At 43.3% G+C, this 22,376-nt stretch carries 19 protein-coding genes and 1 pseudogene; all 20 read right to left on the bottom strand.

Going from position 1 to position 22,376, the window contains the following annotated elements; all coding sequences use genetic code 11:
• Window positions 1-22 precede the first annotated feature (22 nt).
• Window positions 23-391, bottom strand: a complete 369-nt coding sequence (locus QZL64_RS13290; protein WP_021842434.1) for an arsenate reductase family protein — start codon at window positions 389-391, stop codon at window positions 23-25.
• Window positions 391-753, bottom strand: coding sequence for a hypothetical protein (locus QZL64_RS13285; RefSeq protein ID WP_021842433.1), 363 nt, complete (start codon window positions 751-753; stop codon window positions 391-393). The genes QZL64_RS13290 and QZL64_RS13285 overlap by 1 nt, the downstream gene beginning before the upstream one ends.
• On the bottom strand, window positions 753-2,150 hold the full coding sequence (locus tag QZL64_RS13280; RefSeq protein WP_021842432.1) for an aminopeptidase: 1,398 nt from the start codon (window positions 2,148-2,150) through the stop codon (window positions 753-755). The genes QZL64_RS13285 and QZL64_RS13280 overlap by 1 nt, the downstream gene beginning before the upstream one ends.
• A 113-nt stretch (window positions 2,151-2,263) precedes the next feature.
• Entirely contained in the window at window positions 2,264-3,277 is a 1,014-nt protein-coding gene (locus QZL64_RS13275) for a 3'-5' exonuclease (protein ID WP_021842431.1), read from the bottom strand.
• Window positions 3,277-4,332, bottom strand: a complete 1,056-nt coding sequence (locus tag QZL64_RS13270; protein ID WP_021842430.1) for a glycosyltransferase family 9 protein — start codon at window positions 4,330-4,332, stop codon at window positions 3,277-3,279. The genes QZL64_RS13275 and QZL64_RS13270 overlap by 1 nt, the downstream gene beginning before the upstream one ends.
• An 18-nt stretch (window positions 4,333-4,350) precedes the next feature.
• Window positions 4,351-5,364 (bottom strand): glycosyltransferase family 9 protein, encoded by a 1,014-nt coding sequence (locus QZL64_RS13265; protein WP_021842429.1) that lies wholly within the window; start codon window positions 5,362-5,364, stop codon window positions 4,351-4,353.
• Window positions 5,351-5,881, bottom strand: coding sequence for a D-glycero-alpha-D-manno-heptose-1,7-bisphosphate 7-phosphatase (locus QZL64_RS13260; RefSeq protein ID WP_021842428.1), 531 nt, complete (start codon window positions 5,879-5,881; stop codon window positions 5,351-5,353). The genes QZL64_RS13265 and QZL64_RS13260 overlap by 14 nt, the downstream gene beginning before the upstream one ends.
• 36 nt (window positions 5,882-5,917) lie before the next feature.
• Complete coding sequence (rfaD, locus tag QZL64_RS13255) at window positions 5,918-6,883, bottom strand: ADP-glyceromanno-heptose 6-epimerase (RefSeq protein ID WP_021842427.1); 966 nt, start codon at window positions 6,881-6,883, stop codon at window positions 5,918-5,920.
• Window positions 6,880-8,367: a D-glycero-beta-D-manno-heptose-7-phosphate kinase gene (rfaE1, locus tag QZL64_RS13250; RefSeq protein ID WP_021842426.1), complete on the bottom strand. Its 1,488-nt coding sequence runs from the start codon at window positions 8,365-8,367 to the stop codon at window positions 6,880-6,882. Before rfaE1 ends, rfaD begins: the two co-directional genes overlap by 4 nt.
• Complete coding sequence (gmhA, locus tag QZL64_RS13245) at window positions 8,357-8,941, bottom strand: D-sedoheptulose 7-phosphate isomerase (RefSeq protein ID WP_021842425.1); 585 nt, start codon at window positions 8,939-8,941, stop codon at window positions 8,357-8,359. The genes rfaE1 and gmhA overlap by 11 nt, the downstream gene beginning before the upstream one ends.
• A 91-nt stretch (window positions 8,942-9,032) precedes the next feature.
• A complete protein-coding gene (locus QZL64_RS13240) occupies window positions 9,033-9,962 on the bottom strand; it encodes a dipeptidase (RefSeq protein ID WP_021842424.1) in 930 nt (309 codons plus the stop codon).
• Window positions 9,959-10,423: a transcriptional regulator NrdR gene (gene nrdR, locus QZL64_RS13235; protein ID WP_021842423.1), complete on the bottom strand. Its 465-nt coding sequence runs from the start codon at window positions 10,421-10,423 to the stop codon at window positions 9,959-9,961. Before nrdR ends, QZL64_RS13240 begins: the two co-directional genes overlap by 4 nt.
• A 43-nt stretch (window positions 10,424-10,466) precedes the next feature.
• On the bottom strand, window positions 10,467-11,384 hold the full coding sequence (locus tag QZL64_RS13230; RefSeq protein ID WP_021842422.1) for a VirK/YbjX family protein: 918 nt from the start codon (window positions 11,382-11,384) through the stop codon (window positions 10,467-10,469).
• 358 nt (window positions 11,385-11,742) lie between these two features.
• Window positions 11,743-15,189: a pyruvate carboxylase gene (locus QZL64_RS13225; RefSeq protein WP_021842421.1), complete on the bottom strand. Its 3,447-nt coding sequence runs from the start codon at window positions 15,187-15,189 to the stop codon at window positions 11,743-11,745.
• Window positions 15,190-15,296: 107 nt separating this feature from the next.
• A complete protein-coding gene (locus QZL64_RS13220) occupies window positions 15,297-15,989 on the bottom strand; it encodes a hypothetical protein (RefSeq protein ID WP_021842420.1) in 693 nt (230 codons plus the stop codon).
• 6 nt (window positions 15,990-15,995) lie between these two features.
• Complete coding sequence (locus QZL64_RS13215) at window positions 15,996-17,276, bottom strand: M18 family aminopeptidase (RefSeq protein WP_021842419.1); 1,281 nt, start codon at window positions 17,274-17,276, stop codon at window positions 15,996-15,998.
• Window positions 17,277-17,417: 141 nt separating this feature from the next.
• A pseudogene (locus tag QZL64_RS13210) lies at window positions 17,418-18,824 on the bottom strand (anion permease).
• A 127-nt stretch (window positions 18,825-18,951) separates the two neighbouring features.
• A complete protein-coding gene (locus tag QZL64_RS13205; protein WP_021842416.1) occupies window positions 18,952-19,779 on the bottom strand; it encodes an Mrp/NBP35 family ATP-binding protein in 828 nt (275 codons plus the stop codon).
• Window positions 19,780-19,994: 215 nt separating this feature from the next.
• On the bottom strand, window positions 19,995-21,191 hold the full coding sequence (locus tag QZL64_RS13200; protein WP_021842415.1) for an aminotransferase-like domain-containing protein: 1,197 nt from the start codon (window positions 21,189-21,191) through the stop codon (window positions 19,995-19,997).
• 215 nt (window positions 21,192-21,406) lie between these two features.
• Window positions 21,407-22,108: a TVP38/TMEM64 family protein gene (locus QZL64_RS13195; RefSeq protein ID WP_021842414.1), complete on the bottom strand. Its 702-nt coding sequence runs from the start codon at window positions 22,106-22,108 to the stop codon at window positions 21,407-21,409.
• Window positions 22,109-22,376 lie beyond the last annotated feature (268 nt).

The raw sequence follows: 22,376 nt of genomic DNA, 5'->3' as shown, positions 1-22,376 counted from the left end.
ATGACGCCCACAGGATTGTCAACTACTTCAAATAGCCATTCCGTTTAAGTGCCGCTTCCCATTCTGCTTCTTTAAAACCTACCAGCACTTCATCATCAAGGATTAATAACGGACGTTTTACGAGCATGCCATTCGTAGCAAGTAAAGCCAATTTTTCTTCATCACTCATAGTGGGCAATTTATCTTTAATATTTTCACTGCGATAAACCTGACCGGACGTATTGAAAAAAGCCTTAACGTCTTTACCGCTCTTCGGTTGCCAAAGACCAAGTTCTTCAGCTGTCGGATTTTCTTCCTTAATATTGCGGTCATCAAAACTGATATTATGACTTTCCAAATATTTTTTTGCTTTTTTACAAGTTGTGCAAGTCGGATATTGTACCAATAACATTAGTTTTCGTCCTCCTTAGCCAGCTGTTCGAGCATTTCATGAGTCAAACTGTTGGCCGCCAAAATATACTCTTCCAATTTACCGCGGCCGATGGCTACTTTCATAACCGGAATTTCAAACGGATCAAGCAAAACTTGCATGAGGATTTCACCCGTTTTATAATAGCCTACTACGCCTTGGCCTTCCGTCGGATCAAGGGTTTCACGCTTAACAGTCTGACAATACTTCGCCATTACCGCTTCCGCGGCAGTAGCGCATTCTTCACGGTCCTTCAAATATTGTTGCGCCTTGTCTTCTTCAATGTCAAAAATATCAATGCGCACCGTCGGTTTACTGGTCTTACCTTGACTGATATTACCCATTATAGATTTCCTTCCACGCCGTCGGCTTTTAAAAAGGCTACATAACATTTCTTAGCTTCATATACGTCCGCTTTGCTCGTTACTTCCCAAGGTGCATGCATGCTGAGCACAGCCACGCCGCAGTCGATAACGTTCATGCCGTAAAGCGCCATGATGTACGCAATGGTACCGCCGCCACCAAGGTCTACTTTACCGAGTTCAGCCGTTTGGAAATTAACATTATTATCATCCATAATACGGCGAATAAAGCCCATGTATTCCGCATTGGCGTCATTGGAACCGGATTTACCGCGAGCACCGGTGAATTTGTTAAATACAACACCTTTGCCAAGGAATGCGGCGTTTTTAGCTTCAAAGGCGGATGCATACAATGGATCGAAACCGGCACTTACGTCGGAAGACAACATGCGGCTCCGTTCCAAGCTGCGACGCACGGCCAATGGCGACTTATTACCGGCCATGGCCAATAATTCAGCTACCACATTTTCAAACCAACGGGATTGCATGCCCGTAGCACCGACAGAACCGATTTCTTCTTTATCTACCAATAAAGTACAGGTAGTGCGTTTTACTTTATCTACTTCCAGCATAGCCGCTAAGGAAGTGTAAGCACAAACGCGGTCGTCCTGGCCGTAAGCCAAAATCATGCTGCGGTCAAAGCCCATTTCACGAGCACGACCGGCCGGTACGATTTCAAGTTCGGCGGACAATAAATCTTCTTCGGTGAAGCCGTATTCTTTTTCAAAAATATCATTCAAGAACTTGGTTACGCCGTCTTTAAGTTCACCTTTAACAGGTTGGCTGCCGATGAGTAAATCAAGGTTTTCCCCTTCAATCACTTTGGCCGCTTTTTTCTCCATCTGTTCCTGGCCCAAATGAGGCAATAAGTCGGTTACGCAGAATACCGGATCCGTATCTTTCTCACCGATGGAAAGAGTTACTTTCGTGCCGTCTTTTTTCACAACGACGCCATGTAAAGCAAGGGGCATAGCCACCCACTGGTACTTTTTGATACCGCCGTAATAGTGCGTATCAAAGAAGGCCAAGTTCTTATCTTCATAGAACGGATTCTGTTTAACATCAAGGCGCGGCGAATCGATATGAGCACCTAAGATATTGAAACCTTGTTCCAAAGAGTCGGTACCGATATTGAATAAAGCAATGATTTTATTCATGTGTACGGCGTATACTTTGTAGCCCGGTTTAATCGGTTGACCCGCGTTCTGAAATTCTTTTAAAATTTTATAACCAACGGCTTCCGCTTTCGCGATTGTTTGTTCAATGCATTCGCGCTCTGTTTTGCCGTTATCCAAAAAATCACGATACTCTTTACATAAAGCTTCCATAGCCTGTGTGTCGGCTTCGGTATATTCATGCCAAGCATATTTACGTTCCATATTATCATCCTTCCTAATTCAAAATTAGGAATCGGCCCGTAGCGGCCGATTCAGCTGTATATATTATACATCAATTGAAAAATTTCTACATCTCAACTGTAAGTCATTTTCATTTATTTTTTATCCGGATTATTAATAAACTGCTGCTTTGCGTCTTCCTCTGCCTGTTTCGCCGCCATGCGGGCCAAATAGGCTTCCTCTTTTTGACGATTTAACTCAGCCCGTTCTTCATATAAATTTTGAAGTTCCGGCGGTGCCGCCGTCAATGTCTTAGTCACATAATAACTAAGTTCTCGATTGCGCTTCATATATTTACCGATACGCCAATGGACACCGAATAAGCCGTGATGCGGACAGCGGCCGATGCTCAAAAATTTATCGCCGCTTAAGCGCTGAATTTTATTGGTTGTCAACAAGGACTGACATTCCGGACAATGAGCGCGGCGCACTTTATTATCGTGCAACACTTTGCGTTTATCACCGAAGTTTTCATAAATAAAGAAACTGATTGGTTTCGGAAAATAGGCCTGCGAATAAGTGTTTTTTGAAATTTGTTCGTACTGAGCAATCCCCTGGTCTAGCGCAATCGCTTTACAAATATAGCCTGTGAAAATGGAGTCATTCAAGGCATCATGAGCATTCAACTCATCCTGTTTTATGTCAAGCTCTTCCATAGCTTTGCTTAAAGCTACCTGCTGCGTATTGCCATGTTGCAAATAAGCAAAAATAAGCTGCGCATCATACCAGGTATGTTTAATCGTACCGGGCAGACCGAATAACTTGAGGTTTTCACGAAGCATCACAATATCATCGGAGCCCCAGGTCAAAAGCACGGCATCGTCACCGCACCAGTGTTCAAAATCCTTGTAAGCCTGCACGAAAGAAACACCCATGGCCAAATCAGCGGCCGATATATGGGTCAACTTCTCCACATGTTTATGCATGCGCGTTAAATACTGCGGTTTTACAAAAGTATTGAAGGTATCAACCAACTCTAAGTTTTCATCAAGCTTAATAGCGCCGATTTGAATAATTTCCCCCGATACGGGTAAACCGGTGCGCTTCATAAAGCTAATGTCATTGGCAAAGGGCTGATTCCATTCCAAATCAAATATTATATAGGTCATCAGGGTTCCTCGCTTCCCGGTTCGACAAGAAGCGATTGAGCCGCCGCAATAACGGCTTCGGTAGATATAACAGATACGCCTTTGTAATTGCCTTCCTTGATGATCTGTTTCATGCTTTTGCCTACTTCATACTCTTCCATTGATTCCAAGACTACGCAGTTCTGCGTGTATGGACCGTAAAATTTAGGATTAGACGGACCATACAAGGCTACGAGCGGCACATGCTGGCTCACCGCCACATGCATCGGTCCGGAATCATTGGTTATAAATAAACTGCAACGATGAATGGCGGCCGCCAATTCGCCTAAACTGAATTTACCCGTTGCCACAATCGGCGTATGTTTCATCTGTCCCACTACATCGGCCACCATGTCTTCATCCATAGGACCGCCGAAAAATACAATCTTATAGCCGTGGTCGGCAAAATAATCAGCCACCGCCGCAAATCGTTCTTTCGGCCAACGTTTCTCGGGCACCGCACTGCCTACATTAAAGCCGATAACCGTATCCACATCACTGACGCCATGGGATTCATAAAACTCAGTTACCTTTGCCTCCCATTCGGGACAGGTATATATTTCAAGGCCTTTATTGGACGTATCCTTTACGCCCAACTGTTCCAACACATTAATGTACATATCCGCAGCATGACGTGTTTTACGATCAAGGCGCGTATACTTCGTCATAAACGGACGGAACAGAAAATGGCTCATACCCACCGTAATTTTGCCATGTAAAGCCCATGCAAAAAAGCTCGTTCGTTCGTTGGGGTGAATATTGATTACCACATCCGGACGACCTTCTTTATCACGTAATTCATGAGCTATCCGTCTTAGCGCACTAATACTGTTGTCGCGGCCTTTTTTATCAATCGTTACTATACTGTCTATATTCGGATTATATTGCATAACCTCTTTTAATTTTTCATCCATTACAAATGTAATGTGGCTTTGAGGTGCCGCCTGTCGCAACACATGTAAAAAAGGCGTTGTTAAAATAACGTCCCCTAAATGCATCAAAAAGGTGACTACAATTCGTTTATGATTGAGGTTCATAAAATACTAACTCCTTTTTTAAAGCAGTGTTTGCACCGTTTCCCATACGGTATCCACCGTAATTTGCGCCATACATTCCGGATCATCCACGAGCGGTGCCTCCGGCGTGGCCTTCGATGTTGGCGAAACAATAATATGCACATAATCGCCGCCATAAGGACCGGTTCGTTCCGGCGATGTGGTGCCATATAAACCGATTAACGGGCGTTTTAGCGCGTTGGCAATGTGTAACGGGCCCGTATCGGCACTGACATACAGTTTACAGCGACGTATTAATTCAATTAATTCTTCCAATGAAGTTTGCCCCGTCATATTTATGACATACGGACTATCTACGCCGTTTTGAATTTCATCCGCCTTTTCCTTATCCGAAGGGGCCCCTACGAGTACCACATATTGCTTTTGGGCGGCTAAGCGCTTACAAAGGTCGGTAAAGTGCGGGATTGGCCATTCTTTAACAATCCACCGGGCACCCGGCGCTACAACTACATAATCGGCACCTTGCGGCATGCCCTGAGCCCGTAATTTAGCCTCACAGGAATTAGCCGCTTCTTCCGATTCATTCATGGGAAATTCAATAGTATCCACAGTGCCGCCTAAAGCCCGTACCGTATCTAAATAACGCTCAATGACATGGCCGTATTTATTGGGCCCTACCAAGGCTTTATTAACAAGATTACTGCCTTCACGCAGCTCCCAATAGCCGTACTTCTCTTTGGCACCGGATAAAAACGAAACGATGGCGCTTTTTGCCAAACACTGCAAATCCAGGCACATATCAAAATTTCGTTCGTGTAAGATACGGCGCAAAGTCCATAAATATGAAATTGATTTCAATTTCTTTTTATCGATAAACAAAACTTCATCAAGCCATGGTTTGCCCGGCAAAGGGCCGCTGAACTGTTCATGCACTGCCCAGGTAATATGCGCATTCGGCCAATTCTTACGAATCGCATATAAGGTGGGCAACGCATGAATCACATCGCCAAGCGAGCTCATTTTGACAATCAGTATCCGTTTATACTCCTTCATGGGTCTGTCCTTTCTGCTTGGCTTCTAAAATAGGGGCTAAAAATTCATACAAATCGGTGCCTTCAAAAAGGTACCCTTCTATACCGGCCGCTTCAGCCGCCGTCACATCGGACGGTTTATCGCCCACTAAAAAACTGTTTTCCTTATCAATATCATAGTCCTTCATGGCTTGCAATAACATGCCCGGTTTTGGTTTACGACAATCACAGTCTTTAGTGAATGCCGCTACCGTTCCCTTTACATGATGAGGACAATAATAAAATGCAAGGATGGGCGCCTTTACCTTGGTCAACTCTTCGTTGATATAGGCATGTAGGCGCTCCATATCTTCTACTGTGTAGTAACCCCTGGCAATACCGCTTTGATTGGTGACGACGATTAAATCATAACCGGCCTGCACGGCCGCAGCTAACGCTTTTGGTGCGCCCGGTACAAAGGCAAAATCATCAATGCGATATAAATAGTTCACATCTACATTGATAACGCCGTCCCTGTCTAAAAACAATACTTTGCGCATGGGCTTCTCCTTAACAAACACAATTAACGGATATAATTAACGAACATAACCTTCGTTATGATCTAACAATTCACAATATTCGGCAACGGCATCTTCCAATTTAGTAAAGCCTTTATCGTAACCGGCCGCCATCAATTTAGTGGTGTCCGCTTCCGTAAAGCTCTGATATTTACCTTTTAACACTTCAGGGAACGGAATATAGCGTAAGTTGCCGGAGCCGTTATAATCGATAACAGCCTGCATGAAGCGATTGAAGCTTTTCGCTTCGCCCGTACCGCAGTTAAAAATACCGCTGATTTCCGGATGTTCCCAGAAGAAGAAGTTTACATTCACTACATCTTTGACATAGATAAAGTCGCGTAACTGCCCGCCGTTTTCATAACCGTCAGTACCTTCGAACAAAGTAATTTCACCGGTTTCACGAAGTTTGTAGAACATCTGCCGTACTAAAGACGCCATATTGCCCTTGTGGTTTTCATTCGGACCGAATACGTTGAAATAACGAAGACCTACTACTTGGGACTGTAAGTCTTTTTCAAAACGACGTACATAACGGTCGAAGAATAATTTAGAATAGGCATATGGATTCAATGCTTCTTCGCATTCCGGTTTTTCTGTAAAACCTTTTTTACCATGACCATAGGTAGACGCGGACGATGCATAAATGAACGGCACACGACGTTCCTGGCAATAGTGGAACAAGTTTTTGGTGCCTTCAAAGTTATTGTGCATCATGTAACGTCCGTCATAATTCATCGTGTCCGCACAAGCCCCTTCATGGAACACCACTTCAATCGGTCCCACATCAAAGGTATTCGTAGCTACCGCATCATCAAAGTCGATGCAATCTACATAATCATAATAATCGAGCATCTGCAAATTACGGATTTTGCTGCCGTCTGTTAAATCGTCAACGATTAAAATATCGTTGCGACCGCGTTCGTTAAGTTGTTTAACGATATTACTGCCGATAAAACCGGCACCGCCTGTAACTATAATCATAATAATCCCTCCTGCACTAAGGACTTAATCTTTTCTATAATCCCTGTCGTGGAATAACCATTTTTAAACGGTAAAATCATCACTTTATCCACGTATTCACGACCGATAACATCTTCCGGCTTATAATCGCCGCCTTTAACCAAAATATTGGGACGCAACGCACTTAATAATTCAGCGGGCGTGTCTTCTTCAAAGACAACGACGCCATCCACAAACCCCAAGGCCCCCATAAGTTCGGCGCGGGAACTTTCAGAGTTAATGGGACGCGCCACCCCTTTAAGGCGTTTCACCGATGCATCGGAATTAAGGCCCACAATCAAATGGTCCCCCAAGCGAGCCGCATCGCGCAAATAGGATAAATGACCGCTGTGAAGAATGTCAAAACAACCATTCGTAAATACAACGGTATGACCTTCATTCTGCCACTGACGAATTTTAGCCGCCATTTCCTCACGACTGTAACCGATAATCGGATCCGCCTGGCGTTGGCGTTGACGAATAGTAGCCCACAAATCCAAGAGTTCCTGCCGATGAATCGGATAGGTTCCAACTTTGGACACAACGACCCCGGCTGCCGCATTGGCAACATGTAAAGTGCCGCGTACCGTAAGGCCCGCCGCCATAGCCGTAATAATCATGGCCACTACCGTATCACCGGCACCGCTCACATCAAATACATCTTGCTGCGTCGCCGGATTATGCCAAATCTGACCCTGACGACTCACAATCGTAATCCCTTTAGCGGAACGTGTAGCCACCACATAATCAAAATCAACGGCATCCAGTGTTTCTTTCGCCGCTTCAACGATGGCTTCATCCGTATTCGGCAAGTTTCGCCCGATATATTCACTAAGCTCTTTTACATTCGGTGTAATAAACGTGGCACCACTATATTTAGACCAATCATTGCCCTTTGGATCAACGATGGTTTTTATACCTTTGGCTTTGGCGATTTTTAAAACTTCCCCCAGAACGGCCGTCGTACATACGCCCTTGCCGTAGTCAGAAATAACAATGCCGTCAAGACCATGTTCAGCCAACTCTTTAATCCAAGCCAACAAGAATTCTGTTTCTTTCGCATTCACCGGTTCCGGTTCTTCGAAATCGAGGCGCATCATTTGCTGACGACCGCCGAGGATTCGCATTTTAGTCGTGGTCTGACGGGACGGCTCACGCATAATACCGGAATGATTGATATTTTCTACTTCCAATAAATCGGTCAATAACTTACCATGCGTATCTTCACCGGCTACACCGCCCAAGAACACCTGACAATCAAGATTTGCCAAATTAGATGCCACATTGGCAGCCCCGCCCAAGACTTCACGCACATCGGTGACGCGGTTAACCGGCACCGGTGCTTCCGGCGAAATACGGCTCACATCGCCGAATACATAGCGATCTACCATTATATCGCCGATAACGGCAATGCGTAACTTAGGCAATTTATTATTCAAAAACTCGGTAATTGTTTTACTTATCATATTCTTCTTCCACCAGCTCACAAATAATATGGCCTACCATAATATGCATTTCCTGGATACGTGCCGTTACTTTTGAAGGTACGGCAAAGGTAATGTCGCAAATATCTTTAAGTTTGCCACCGCCTTCACCGGTAAACGCAATCGTGTGCATACCCGTATCACGTGCTTTTAACGCCGCTTTTACCACATTGGCACTGTTACCTGAAGTAGAGATACCTATTAAAACATCACCGGAACGACCAAGCCCCTCAACCTGACGGGCAAATACTTCGTCATAGCCGTAATCATTGGCTACGGCCGTCAAAATCGATGTATCGGTTGTTAAGGCGATACTCGCCAACGAACGACGTTCTTTTTGAAAACGACCGATTAATTCAGCCGCCAAATGCTGAGCATCCGCAGCGGAACCGCCATTGCCGCAAAATAAAACTTTATTGCCCGCTTTTAACGCCTCTTTGCAGCGCTCTGCCATTAACTGAATTACATCCATTTGTTCCATCGTCTTGCCGAACACATCCAAATGGTCTGTAAAACGCTCCGCAATAATAGGATTCAACTCTCCTTGAAATTCCATATAGCCTCCTAAAAACTATGTTAATAATGCGCTGTCCATTTTTAAAATGCATACTGCATTTATATTAAACGGCTTCATAGAGCCATATAAATTACAATATAGTCTGTAATAAACGTTCCGCATTGTCGTTAAATATTTTATGCGTATCGCGCTCACTGAGGCCCGCTTTACGGAAAGCATCATATAAGCGCATCATGTCACCGGCATCTTCAATTTCCGTATCCGGTCTGATGCCGTCAAAATCCGTACCTAACGCTACTACATCACTGCCCCCTACATTACGAATATAAAGGCTGTGGCGCACAATATCTTCGATTAAGCTGATGCGGGATGTGCCTAAAAAGGACTGTGCAAAGTTAAGACCGATTACCCCGCCCTTATTGGCAATGAGACGAATTTGATCATCCGTTAAATTACGTCGATGATTAGTCAAAGCCCTGGCATTGGAATGAGATGCAATAAATGGTTTCGTTAAGATTTCACCAAGCTGATACGTACCCGTATCGTTTAAATGGGAACAATCCACAATCATCCCTAATTCTTCCATATATTGTACAAACTCAATCCCCTTCGGAGTCAAACCTTTACCTTCATACTTTTCGCCGTTAGGATAGGATAAACCGTTCGGGAAATTCCAGCTAATCGTAATGAGGCGCACACCGTCATCATAGGCTTTTTTCAAACGCTGTAAGTCGCCTTCAAAAACGCCCCCTTCTTCAACGGATAATAAGGCGCTGATTTTTCCGGCTGCTCGCGCCGCCTTGAACTCTTCATAGGACCGTACATGAACAATATCGTTCTTATACTTTTCCATTTCCGCCATAAACAATTGGCGCATAGCTTCATAGCGGGCATAGGGATCTTTTTCCTGATCGAGCTCTACAAAGAGAGCAAAATCTTGTAAATGATAACCGCCCTTTTTTAATTTTGCTATATCTATTTTCCATGGATTCTGCCCCAAGTCGCCCTTATCGGGTTCATCGATGAGCATCATTATGGTATCACAATGTAAATCTATCATTTAGTATCCTCATGTTCGCGCAAATCCTTCAATACGGCCACAAAGGCTTGTACGTCTTCAAAATTACGATATACGGAGGCGAAGCGAACATAGGCTACTTCGTCGATATTTTTCAATTCTGCCAACACCAAATCACCGATTTCAGAAGATTTAATTTCCTGCTGCGAGCGATTGCGAATCGTGTCTTCTACATTTTTTACAACATTTTCCAATATTTCGCGTGGAATATTACGCTTGTTACAGGAGCGCAAAATACCATTCAACAATTTGCTGCGGTCAAACATTTCATAACTGCCGCTCGATTTGATGACCATAATCGGCACATCTTCAATAACTTCATACGTCGTAAAACGGCGTCCGCAAGCCAAACATTCACGGCGCCGACGGATGCTGTTATCATCATCGGTAGCGCGCGAATCGGTTACTTTATTTTCAGTATGTTTACAGTAAGGACATCTCATGAGTTCACCTCATTCCCAATTAATGTATTAAATATTATAGTTATTATTGCTTCAAATACTGCTTACTGTTTTCAGCAATTTCTTCAATAAATTGATCCAGCATTTCATAACGTTTGCGATACATGTTGCGTTTATGCGTCTTGGCCGTTTCGTAAGTCTTACGTTCTTCCTCTAAAGGAATACGATAGAACTTTTTATCTTCAGCACAAGGTGTACCGCCCAATTCATTCCAGAACGGATCAAACTGCACTTTTTTAGAGCGATTGATACGAATCAAATGACTGTTGGTATAAAAACCTTCGTCGGAAATAGCGTATAAGGAGTTAATCCCCATTTGTGTTGCCAATTGACGCATTAAGAAGAACATAAAATTCTTAGGTCGATAACTGAACATTTTCTTCGTAATCTGTTTTGCCTTATCAAGACCGTTTTTGTGACCCTGAATGGTACCGATCCAAATACATGGTTCACCGTTAAAACCATGACCCAAGCGGAAGTTAATATGGTAAATACTTTCCCCTTCATACATGAGGAATAAACTTAAAAAGCCTTCCTTACGCTGGCCCGTATGGAACCAAAGCTGTGCTTTTAAATCGAGCTCTTCGTTCTGCCAAATCACTATCGCATGGCTTTCATCGGGATTATACATCTCCGTAATGGCTTCTTGTGTGAAATACTTAGGGAGCATATCAAAATGATCTTTAATCGCTGCCAAACGCTCTTTAGCCGATGAATTTTTAAATAAAAACACGCGATTAATTACTTCGTAAATGCCTTCGTGTTTGTCGAGCAAATTAGGTAACGGCTGATAGTTGTCAAAATACTCGATGAGTTCTTTCAACTGCTTGCGATTCTTATAAGAGCGACCTACAAACAAAGTAATGCGCCGCTTCTCGCGCCAAGATCTATAACCGTAAATAGAGCGTCCCAACGCCCATTGTTTCTTCCCATATGAAAACATACCTTCACTCCTTAATCGTTTAAGATGAATTCTCTTGCATTAATTACCGTTGAGGTATCAACTTTATTAATATCTGAAATTTATCTTGTAGTTAATCCTATTTGAACTTTCAACATATTGTATCTGAATGTCATATAAAAACTCTCCATATGCTAAAGGGTTTCTAATCTATTGTAACACGAAATGACGAAAAGGACTATCAAAGTCAATGTATAGGGACTTAATTTGTGAAAATAATCTTCGCAATCGACCCAATTTTTGCCATTGTTTGATAGTTTATTTAATAAATACAAAAAACCGACCTTCTCAAATGAGAAGGTCGGCTTAAAGTCATGCACTTTTAACAAGCAGTATGTTATTAAGAGTTGGAACGGTCCTGAATCTTGAGCAAGCAGTCGCCACTTTCGATTCGGCTGCCTTCACGAACATATACTTCCCCAACGATACCGTCGATTGGCGATGTAATAGTCGTTTCCATCTTCATTGCTTCGGTTACGATGAGCGGTTCGCCCTTCAAGACGCTTTGACCTGTCTTAACGATAACTTTAACAACGGAACCGGACAAGGTTGCACCAACTTCACCAGGTTGAGTTTTGTCAACTTTATGACGAACAACACCGGTAGTTTTAACGTGTTTGTCGCGAATCTTAATATCACGAGGCTGACCGTTGAATTCAAAGCTTACAATACGATTACCGTCTTCATCCACTTCGCTCACATGAATTAATTTGATAATGAGCATTTTACCTTTTTCAATGGTAACGTGGATGGATTCACCACGACGCATGCCGAAGAAGAAGGTTGGCGTATCCAATACGGAAATATCGTCATAATCGCTGTTGAATTTTACATAGTCGCTGTAAACTTTAGGATATAAGCAGTATGCGATAACGTCTTCATCGGTTGCCGGCGAACCTAAATCAACCAAGTGTTTACGTACATCTTCAAAATCAACCGGTTCTAAATATGCCCCCGGACGACCTTTAAGCTGCTGTTTGCCCTTCAAAATAATCTTCTGTAATTTCTTAGGGAAACCTTGGTATGGAACACCCAAATAACCTTGGAAGAATTCTACTACGGATTGAGGGAAATCAAGGGTTTCGCCTTTATCGTAGATGTCTTGTTCCGTAAGGTCATTTTGAACCATGAATAAAGTCATATCACCGACTACTTTAGAGGATGGCGTAACTTTGATGATATCGCCAAACATCATGCTTACTTGATGATATACTTTTTTAACTTCATCCCAACGTTCACCGAGACCTACACTCTTAGCCTGTTGCTGCAAGTTGGAGAACTGGCCGCCCGGCATTTCATGCTGGTATACTTCGGTGCTTGGATATGGATTAGTTTTATCCACGCCTTTGTAGTATGGGCGAATGGATGCAAAGTAATGAGACATCTGTTCCATGTAATCTGCATTCAATTCAGGCTGACGGTCATGACCGGACAAACCATAATACAAGGAGTTCATGCTTGGCTGGCTGGTACCGTTGGCAAATGCCGAGTAGGCTACGTCAACTACGTCAACGCCTGCATCAATAGCACGGCCATAGGTATAAATAGCATTGCCAGCCCCTTCATGTGTATGCAAGTGGATTGGCAAATCAACAGCATCTTTCAAAGCAGATACCAAGTTGTAAGCAGCTTGTGGTTTCAAAAGACCGGCCATATCTTTGATGGCGATAATGTTGGCACCGGCTTTTTCTACTTCTTTAGCCATGCTTACATAGTAATCTAAGTTGTATTTTGTACGGCTTGCATCGAGAATATCGCCTGTGTAGCACAAGGATACTTCGGCAATCTTATTCTGATTGCGAACTTCATCGATAGCTACATGCATATTATCAAGGCTGTTCAAGCTGTCGAATACGCGGAATACATCGACACCGTTATCGGCCGCCAATTTAATGAACTGACGTACTACATTGTCAGGGTAGCTGGTATAACCTACCGCATTGGCACCGCGAAGTAACATCTGTAACAATACATTCGGAACTTGTTTGCGGAACATGCGTAAGCGTTCCCATGGATCTTCATGCAAGAAACGATAAGCTACGTCGAAGGTAGCACCGCCCCAGCATTCCAAGGAGAACAAATTGGATACACCGCGAGCCGCTTCGCCGGCTACACGCGCCATATCAACGGTACGCAAGCGAGTGGCAAACAAGGACTGATGTGCATCACGCCAAGTTGTATCGGTGAAAAATACCTGTTTTTGTTCACTTAACCATTTGGAGAACCCTTCAGGTCCCAATTCGTCAAATTTCTGTTTGGTACCTGCCGGTGGTTGACCCGGAAGCAAAGCCGGCATCTGAATCGGTTCAAAATCAGGTACTTCCTGATGACCAAGACCCTGGTAACCGTTAACGGTTACATCGGCGATGTAACGCAACATTTTAGTACCACGGTCACGAACTTGTTTAAAAATAAACAATTCAGGATGTTCATCAATGAAGTTAACATTGCAAGTACCGGACATGAATTCAGGACTTTCCAATACGTTAATTAAGAAGTGAATGTTCGTTTTGACACCGCGAATACGGAATTCGCGCAAACAACGAAGCATTTTCATGATGGATTCTTCAGGAGTTAGCGCCCAGGAAGAAGCTTTTACCAATAAAGAATCATAGTATGGCGTAATTACGGAACCGGTGAAAGCGTTGCCGCCGTCAAGACGAATACCGAAACCGCCACTGGAACGATAGGCTACCAATTTACCGGTATCAGGCATGAAGTTGTTGCTTGGATCTTCGGTGGTAATACGGCACTGAATAGCTTGACCGTTACATTCAATATCTTCTTGTGCAGGGATGCCTACTTCTTTATCGAATAAAGAATAGCCTTCCGCTACACGAATTTGAGTTTTTACAATATCAATACCGGTGATTAATTCGGTAATAGTATGTTCTACCTGAATACGAGGGTTTACTTCGATGAAGTAGAAATTGCCGTCATTGGTAACTAGGAATTCGACGGTACCGGCCCCTATGTATTTAACATTTTTCATAATTTGAACGGCTGCATCACAGATGCGTTGACGTGTTTCCATAGGCAATGCGAAAGCAGGTGCCATTTCAACAACTTTCTGGTGACGACGCTGTACGGAGCAGTCACGTTCATATAAATGAACTACATTACCATGAGCATCACCCATGATCTGTACTTCAATATGTTTAGGTTCAACGATTAATTTTTCAACATATACATCATCATCGCCAAAGGCCATTTTCGCTTCGGATTTGGCGCGATCATAGGCTTCACGAAGTTCGCCCATGGATTCAACGGCACGCATACCGCGACCACCGCCGCCGTTAACGGCTTTAATCATCAATGGGAAACCGTGAGTTTTGGCAAACTCTTCAAGTTCTTCAAAATTGTTAAGAGGTCCGTCACTCCCCGGAATCATAGGAATGCCGGCTAATTTAGCCTGAATACGGGCGTTTACCTTGTCCCCGAACATTTCCAAATGTTCCAGACGAGGTCCGATGAATGTGATACCTTCTTCTTCGCATCGTTTGGCAAAACGGGCATTCTCTGCCAAGAAGCCGTAGCCCGGATGGATGGCATCTACATCATGTTCATGAGCGATACGAATGATATCTTCGATATCCAAATACGCATCGACCGGTTTTTTACCGCGTCCTACTAAGTACGCTTCATCCGCTTGATTACGATGTAAAGAAAGCGAATCTTCTTTTGAGTAAATTGCTATTGTGCGAATTCCCATTTCGTTACACGCACGGAAAACACGGATAGCAATCTCACCTCGGTTGGCAACCAACACAGATTTAATTTCTTTCATGAGACTTCCTCCTCAACTTGTTACCTCTCTACATTGTAGGAGCATTCCCAAAGGAATACAACCTTTATTTACCATGTATACACAATACATACATGAGATAACCATAATTAGTATGTCACCAAAAGCCCGATAAAATATAACGCTTCCAGCCACATAACTACGCCCATAAGACGTTTGAACCAAAAAATACCTGTCCGATAATTTGGCTGTGTCACCAATTTAGCCAGTCGTTCCAAACGATTGGTGAGCCAAAATACAGGAATTAAATAGCCTATAATAAATGAAATAATCATCACCGATGCCAGTTTCCAGCCCGCTACGGCAATGGTAGCAACGAGCCAGATGTAAATCGGCAACCGATCATAACGCCACGAGAGACCAACCAAGAGACCCTGTTTTACAATAGCCAGAGTACGGCCTATCGGCGTGCGGGCTCTTTCAATGCGTCGTTCATCGCGCCCTTTAAGCGGCGCCGGATGAATAAAGGCAATCCACTCAAACGCTTGCAGCGACATGGCTACGAGCAAGACGCCCCAAATCACATAGGAACTGCCGCCAATACTGGTAGGGCCTAAAATACGCGAACCGATGACACCGACCACAATGATAGATGCGGTCATGCCAATGGCAAAATAAATACGCTTATATATATGTCCCGCCAAGCGTGGCAAAATCGCGGCCACCGTTTCCGGCACCAGCGACATGCCAAAGCCGGCCAAGAAAATTAATACGATTAACGTGAGCTTACCATAGGAAGTGCCTAGAACGTCCGTGATAAGCATTGTATACTCAGTCAGCATAAATACCTACCTTAAAAACGCCTTCATTAAATTATCCAACGCTTCCTGGTCATCAGCCCCCATGGTTTCGCGCGCCGAATGCATAGCCAGAATCGGTACGCCCACATCCATAGTACGCATAGCCAACATGGCGGACGTAATGGATCCTACCGTAGAACCGCCCGGAATATTCGAGCGATTTACATATATCTGATACGGAATAGAATCGTTTTCACACAAAGCCTTTACCGTGGCAATAGCCCACGCATCACCGGCATAGGATTGACTGGATGCCATTTTTAAAACAACACCCTTATTCAATATAGGATAATTGGTAATATCATTTTTTTCAGGATAGTTCGGATGATAACCGTGTGCCACATCGGCGGAAATCATGAAGCCCGCCGCTATATCGGCATAGCATTCCGCTTTTGTATGACCGGTCGCCATATAAATACGCTCAACCAATTGTGACAAAATTGTAGAAGCCCCGCCTTGTTTAGTGCGACTGCCTACTTCTTCATTGTCGAATAACACAACCATCCGAAGCCCTTCAGCGTCCATTGCTTTAGCTTCAAAAATACCTTCCAGGCAAGCTACACAGGACGTAAGATTATCGATACGTGGCGAACTGATAAATTCATCATAACGGCCAAAGGTTGTACCGCCTTCCACCGGATAAAGCGTCAATTCATAGGATAAAATATCCTCAGCCGGTCGTTTTACAAGCTCGCTCAAAAATTCACGCCACTCACTGTCGGTATTAATTTTATCATTACACATCATGAAAAGCGGCAACATATGCTTTTGCTTATCAAGCGCTACCCCTTCATTAATTTGACGATTCATATGAATAGCCAAATTAGGAATTGTCAAAAGCGGCCTTGCCACATCCACATAGTGAACGTCGGGCCGGAAGGGATCGTCCGTACGTGTCACTACCGCACCGGCCATAGACAAAGGGCGATCAAGCCAAGTGTTTAAAATCAGTCCCCCGTAAGTCTCCACATTAAGCTCACCATAGCCTTTGGCATCTACCAACGGATTTGGCTTAATACGAATAGCCGGAAAATCCGTATGGGCCGAAGCAATGCGCATAGAATGGCGAAGATTCAATCCGATATGAAAAGCTACCAACGCGGAGTCGTAGACCTTTACAAAGTAGTCCCCTTCACCGAGAGCCCAAACATCTTCAAGGAATAATTCCGTAAAACCTTTAGCCTTCAGCTCATTGGCACCGGTCTTCACCGTGTGATACGGGGAGGTACTATTATCTATAAAATCTAACAATCGTGCTACTGTATCCATAGTACACCTCATTTTGTTTAATTACACTGAATATTATAACACAATTGAAGCTAAAACAAAAAAGAGAAAGCCTGCCGCGCAAAGGGCAGTGCTTTCTCTTTTTAGGTTGGATATTATTCTATGAAATATATTAAAAATTTATTACCAAAGGCCCAAGACTTTCCACCACATGGAACCGACACCGAGCCAAATAACAAGGTTGACTACAGAAGCAATGAAACCTAAGCGCCACCAAGTATTCTGCGGAACATAGCCCGAGTTAAACAAGATTGGTGAAGGACCGGCTGCATAGTGAGTAAGGGACATACATAAGTTGGAGAAGAATGCGAACGCAAGCATTGCCAAGTACGGAGGTGTGCCGGCGCTGATAGCAACCGCTACGAACACTACATACATAGCCGTAATATGTACGGTAAGACTTGCGAACAAGTAATGGGAATAGGTGTAAATCAAAATCAAAATCAAAATCATGAATGCCATGATCCATTCAATACCGGCTACTTGGTCACCGACGATTTTGGCAAACCAAGGAATAAAACCTAATTTATTCAATTGAGATGCCAAGGCCATCATAGTACCCATCCAGATTAAAGTATCCCAGCCGCCTTTTTCTTCCGTTACATCGGACCAGGTTAACACTTTAGTAACGAGGAGGATACTTACGCCCAATAATGCAACCGTAGTTGCGTTAAGGCCGGTAAACTGACCGGTAGCCCACAAAACTAGAGATAAAATAAATACGCCGAGCATTACCTTTTCAGCAAAACTCATAGAGCCGAGTTCTTTTAATTCCTTAGCAATATGAGCTTGAATTTCACGGGTATCTTTTAATTCCGGCGGATAAATAAAGTATAAAATCAGCGGCATAACAATCAAGGCCACTAAGCCCGGAACGATGGCGGCAATAGCCCAATCGCCCCAAGTAATGGTGTAACCGAAAGAAGCAGCGATTAAAGAAGCCACCAAGGTATTACCGGCCATGGAAGTCATAAACATAGCGGATGTAATGGTATTGCCTTGATAAATTGTTTGAATCAAATAGGCACCGATTTTACGAGCTGTATCGCCCGGTTCGGAACCGAAAGCAGATGCTAACGATTTAGTAATCGGATAAATAACCCCGCCCGCACGAGCCGTATTGGATGGTGTGGCCGGCGATCAAATTAAATCACTGACAACAAGAGCATACGATAATTTCAAAGAGTTACTGCCTACCGCTGTAATCATAGTGTAAGCAATACGTTTACCCAAACCGGTTTTGATAAAACCGCGGGAGAATAAGAAAGCAGCTACGATTAACCAAATAGCTGTATTGGCAAAACCGGCTAAGCCTTCGCCGATTTTTAAAGTGTTGGTTACAGCCGAAATGACAATACTGATAATCGATAAGGCCCCGATTGGCAGTGGCTGTAAAATGAATCCTAAAATAGTACCGGCAAAAATAGCGAATAAGTGCCACGCTTGCGGTTTAAGACCTTCCGGTACCGGCATAAACCAGATGATGACACCTACTAAGATGGGAGTAATCCATGACATATACTTTTTCACGTAATGTTCCTCCCTTTCCCTTTTAACAACTTTGTTACTTGAATAATATCCTACATATAAAAAACACAGGCTACTCCCCTTTTCTATAAAGAAAATAAGCAGCCTGAGTTTAATACCTTATGTAATGCTATTGAGGTAATTCTACAGATTCTAAGTTCGTTTGTTCAATGTCTTCTAACTTGCCGGCATCACAAAGAGCTGCTACGTTTGGATCAATTGGTAAACGACCTAACAACAATAAATTATAACGTTCAAGTACATCATCAATATGACTGTCACCGAAAATCTTGTAATCTTTGCCGTTATCCGGGCAATGGAAATACGAGAAGTTTTCTACAACCCCGATAATCGGAATTTGCATGAGTTCAGCCATCTTAACGGCCTTCTCAACAATCATAGATACCAAGTCCTGCGGTGATGTTACAACTACAATACCGTCTAAGGACAAAGACTGGAATACGGTAATGGCTACGTCGCCGGTTCCCGGTGGCATATCCACGAATAAATAATCCAAATCCTTCCAAATTACATCCGTGTAAAACTGCTTAACTACATTGCCTACGATAGGACCACGCCATAACACAGGGTCACTTTCGTTCTCGAGTAAAAGGTTAACCGACATTACGTCGATGCCGCCTTTAGATTGAATCGGGTACATACCTAATTCATCTACATGGGCTTTACCGTTAATACCAAATACTTTAGGGATGGAAGGACCGGTAATATCACCGTCAAGAATCCCTACTTTAAAACCACGACGTGCCATCGTAATAGCTAATAAAGATGTAACGAGGGATTTACCTACGCCACCCTTACCGCTGACTACGCCGATAACATGTTTTACACTGCTTAAATCATTAAGCTTTGCCGTCAAATCCGGCGGCGTTTGTTGGGCACTGCCGCAAGAGGATGCCGAAGAGCAACCGCTGCAGCCGCCTGAACTACCACATGCCATAAAATACACCTACTTTCAATCGGCCTTGCCGATATATTCATCTAATTATTTGAAGAATTCTTTCTTCATTTAAAGTGTAGCATATAAAACAGCTTTTATCAATATAAGAGAGTGCATGGCAAACATGATAATCTGTTATGCCCATGCACTCTGATGATTTGTAATTATACGAAATTATGAAGTAATTGTAAAGTCTAATCAATCAAAAAATATGACTATTTGATAAATGATTTCGTCAATTGACCTACAATCGTCATACCTGCCACGATTTGTTCCTTACTTGGGAAGGTAAAACTGAAGCGGAACGACTGACCGGCCGGTACACCGTCGGCCGCAAAGGCTGCCCCCGGTACGATACCTACCTTATGCTCCATACAGGCTTCGAAGAAAGCGTCACAATCGACACCGTCCGGCATGGTAAGCCATAAGAACATACCGCCTGTGGGTTCCACAAAATGAACTTTATCGCTACCATGCGTGCGAAGAGTTTGCATCATCAAGTCTGCTTTCTCTTTGTACACTGTTGATACGTGTTTAATCTGAGCGTCATAGTCAATAACATCGAGTAAACGGGATACAACGCGCTGTGTAACGAGCGGCATTTGACCGTCCTGATTATTTTTAAGCGCCTGAATGGCGTCAATCGCCTGTTTCGGGCCATATAGGAAACCAACACGTAACCCGGCGGATAATGTTTTAGAATAAGAACCGGCATAGATGACGCGATTATCCGTGTCCATTTCTTTAAACGTCGGCACAATGTTGTCGGTAAAACGAATTTCACCGTATGGATCATCTTCGTAGATAAACAGATTATATTTAGCGGCAATCGCATAAATCGCTTTGCGGCGTTCCAATGGCATAGTAATACCGGTCGGATTTTGGAAGTTAGGAATTAAGTAGATGTATTTCCCCTTGCCTTTTTTTGCCTGTTCTTCGAGGGCTTCCGGAATCATACCGAAATCGTCCATAGCGATGCCCACGGCTTTAGCCCCCACATTGCGAACCGCATTGATACCGCTGGTAAAAGAATAAGCATCCATAAACACTTCGTCACCCGGTTCACACAAAGTACGCGGAACAAGCCCCAAATCTTGACCGGCACCGATGGAAATCAAAATTTGTTGACCTTCCGTCGGCATATGACGAACTTTAACAAGGCGTTCAACAGTTTGTTCCGCTAAACGGGCATCACCGGCCATTGGGCCGTACTGTAATATTTCAATCGGATTCGTATGTACCACATGATCGAAGGCTTCCTGAATGGCTTCTACAGGAATAGCTTCCGAAGCGGGATTTCCGATGCCAAAACTGATAAAACCGGGAATACCGGCACCGCGTTCAAATACTTTACGGATAAAATTAGGGCCTTTCATTACGGCTCTGTCCGGAATTTGAAATGTAAAACTCATAACTCTCTCTCCTTTTACTACTATACTGCCAAGCTACATGTTGGATAAACGATAAGCGTACCCAAGTAGGTACGCTTACATTTAACTTGTTATTTATTTTACTATGAAACTTTGAATTTGACCACTGTTTATATTAAGCGACGACCGGATAATTCATTTTCCGTTTTTGAAAAACACATTTCGTTTAACTTAAATCAGCCTTAATGAGCGGATACTTATTCCGGCGTTTGCTCGCGCTTTTTCATCCAACGCTTATAACCATACCAAGCTATGGCATACACAACAGTTGCGACCACCACAATAATCGTCAAACGATCCAAATGCTGATGCAACATGACTGCATCGTGACCTACCACTACTTCAAGGGCAGTGGACGGAAACTTACCGATTAAGTTGGCAATGGCATAATCACGCAAGCTGATACGACTGATAGCCCCTAAAGCGGTAATGATACCGGATGGAAAATAAGGAATCGTACGGGCAAACAGCATAACGGCGAGCCCGTTTTTACTGCTGAAATCATCAACTTTAAGTAAAAACTTATTTTTCTGAATGAGCTTTTCAGCAGAGTCACGCAAAATATAACGCATGAGTAAGAAGCTGATGATAACGCCCACCGTTTCAGCGAGCCAGGAAATAATAATCCCCGGAATCAAACCGAAGATTAGACCGTTCGCGGTTGAAAAGAAAATGGACGGCAAAAAGCCCGCAATATTTATAATTACATCGAGCACAAAGCTGATAACCCATGCCCAGGCACCATAACTTTGGAGGACTTCCGCAATGTGATGTACATCACCGGTGCCCATCAAGTCAATCATATCACCGTAAAAGCCCGGCACAATGAGCTCCAAGCTAGCCAATAAAACGACTGCTAATACAACAACAAATACTTTAACCTTTGTTTCTGCTTTCATTCAGTACCCTCATACTAATTAACTCTATATAAAACATATACTCACATGTTTTAAAATCACAAATAAAACAAAAATGACCTTACCATTATTTCGAAATATTTCGAAATCTATTGTTCACTTGTATTTTACCATAAATAAGAGGCATAGAGGTACCCTTTACGTTTAAATTTATCTATTGTTTAGATTTATAAGTTTGATGAAATAAGAAAAGGGCTTGTCAAATTTCTCTGACAAGCCACTCCCTCTATTTATTATATAATTGTAAAAA

It is taken from the genome of Veillonella sp. CAG:933 (assembly GCF_000431435.1).
Classification (GTDB): domain Bacteria; phylum Bacillota; class Negativicutes; order Veillonellales; family Veillonellaceae; genus Veillonella_A.
Note: the sequence above shows the minus strand (reverse complement) of the source record. Positions and strands in the feature narration are given on the sequence as shown.

What these genes read in the sequence shown, in the direction of transcription:
- QZL64_RS13290 (WP_021842434.1), bottom strand. Translation starts at nt 391, where the DNA reads ATGTTATTGGTACAATATCCGACTTGCACAACTTGTAAAAAAGCAAAA.
- QZL64_RS13285 (WP_021842433.1), bottom strand. Translation starts at nt 753, where the DNA reads ATGGGTAATATCAGTCAAGGTAAGACCAGTAAACCGACGGTGCGCATT.
- QZL64_RS13280 (WP_021842432.1), bottom strand. Translation starts at nt 2,150, where the DNA reads ATGGAACGTAAATATGCTTGGCATGAATATACCGAAGCCGACACACAG.
- QZL64_RS13275 (WP_021842431.1), bottom strand. Translation starts at nt 3,277, where the DNA reads ATGACCTATATAATATTTGATTTGGAATGGAATCAGCCCTTTGCCAAT.
- QZL64_RS13270 (WP_021842430.1), bottom strand. Translation starts at nt 4,332, where the DNA reads ATGAACCTCAATCATAAACGAATTGTAGTCACCTTTTTGATGCATTTA.
- QZL64_RS13265 (WP_021842429.1), bottom strand. Translation starts at nt 5,364, where the DNA reads ATGAAGGAGTATAAACGGATACTGATTGTCAAAATGAGCTCGCTTGGC.
- QZL64_RS13260 (WP_021842428.1), bottom strand. Translation starts at nt 5,881, where the DNA reads ATGCGCAAAGTATTGTTTTTAGACAGGGACGGCGTTATCAATGTAGAT.
- rfaD (WP_021842427.1), bottom strand. Translation starts at nt 6,883, where the DNA reads ATGATTATAGTTACAGGCGGTGCCGGTTTTATCGGCAGTAATATCGTT.
- rfaE1 (WP_021842426.1), bottom strand. Translation starts at nt 8,367, where the DNA reads ATGATAAGTAAAACAATTACCGAGTTTTTGAATAATAAATTGCCTAAG.
- gmhA (WP_021842425.1), bottom strand. Translation starts at nt 8,941, where the DNA reads ATGGAATTTCAAGGAGAGTTGAATCCTATTATTGCGGAGCGTTTTACA.
- QZL64_RS13240 (WP_021842424.1), bottom strand. Translation starts at nt 9,962, where the DNA reads ATGATAGATTTACATTGTGATACCATAATGATGCTCATCGATGAACCC.
- nrdR (WP_021842423.1), bottom strand. Translation starts at nt 10,423, where the DNA reads ATGAGATGTCCTTACTGTAAACATACTGAAAATAAAGTAACCGATTCG.
- QZL64_RS13230 (WP_021842422.1), bottom strand. Translation starts at nt 11,384, where the DNA reads ATGTTTTCATATGGGAAGAAACAATGGGCGTTGGGACGCTCTATTTAC.
- QZL64_RS13225 (WP_021842421.1), bottom strand. Translation starts at nt 15,189, where the DNA reads ATGAAAGAAATTAAATCTGTGTTGGTTGCCAACCGAGGTGAGATTGCT.
- QZL64_RS13220 (WP_021842420.1), bottom strand. Translation starts at nt 15,989, where the DNA reads ATGCTGACTGAGTATACAATGCTTATCACGGACGTTCTAGGCACTTCC.
- QZL64_RS13215 (WP_021842419.1), bottom strand. Translation starts at nt 17,276, where the DNA reads ATGGATACAGTAGCACGATTGTTAGATTTTATAGATAATAGTACCTCC.
- QZL64_RS13205 (WP_021842416.1), bottom strand. Translation starts at nt 19,779, where the DNA reads ATGGCATGTGGTAGTTCAGGCGGCTGCAGCGGTTGCTCTTCGGCATCC.
- QZL64_RS13200 (WP_021842415.1), bottom strand. Translation starts at nt 21,191, where the DNA reads ATGAGTTTTACATTTCAAATTCCGGACAGAGCCGTAATGAAAGGCCCT.
- QZL64_RS13195 (WP_021842414.1), bottom strand. Translation starts at nt 22,108, where the DNA reads ATGAAAGCAGAAACAAAGGTTAAAGTATTTGTTGTTGTATTAGCAGTC.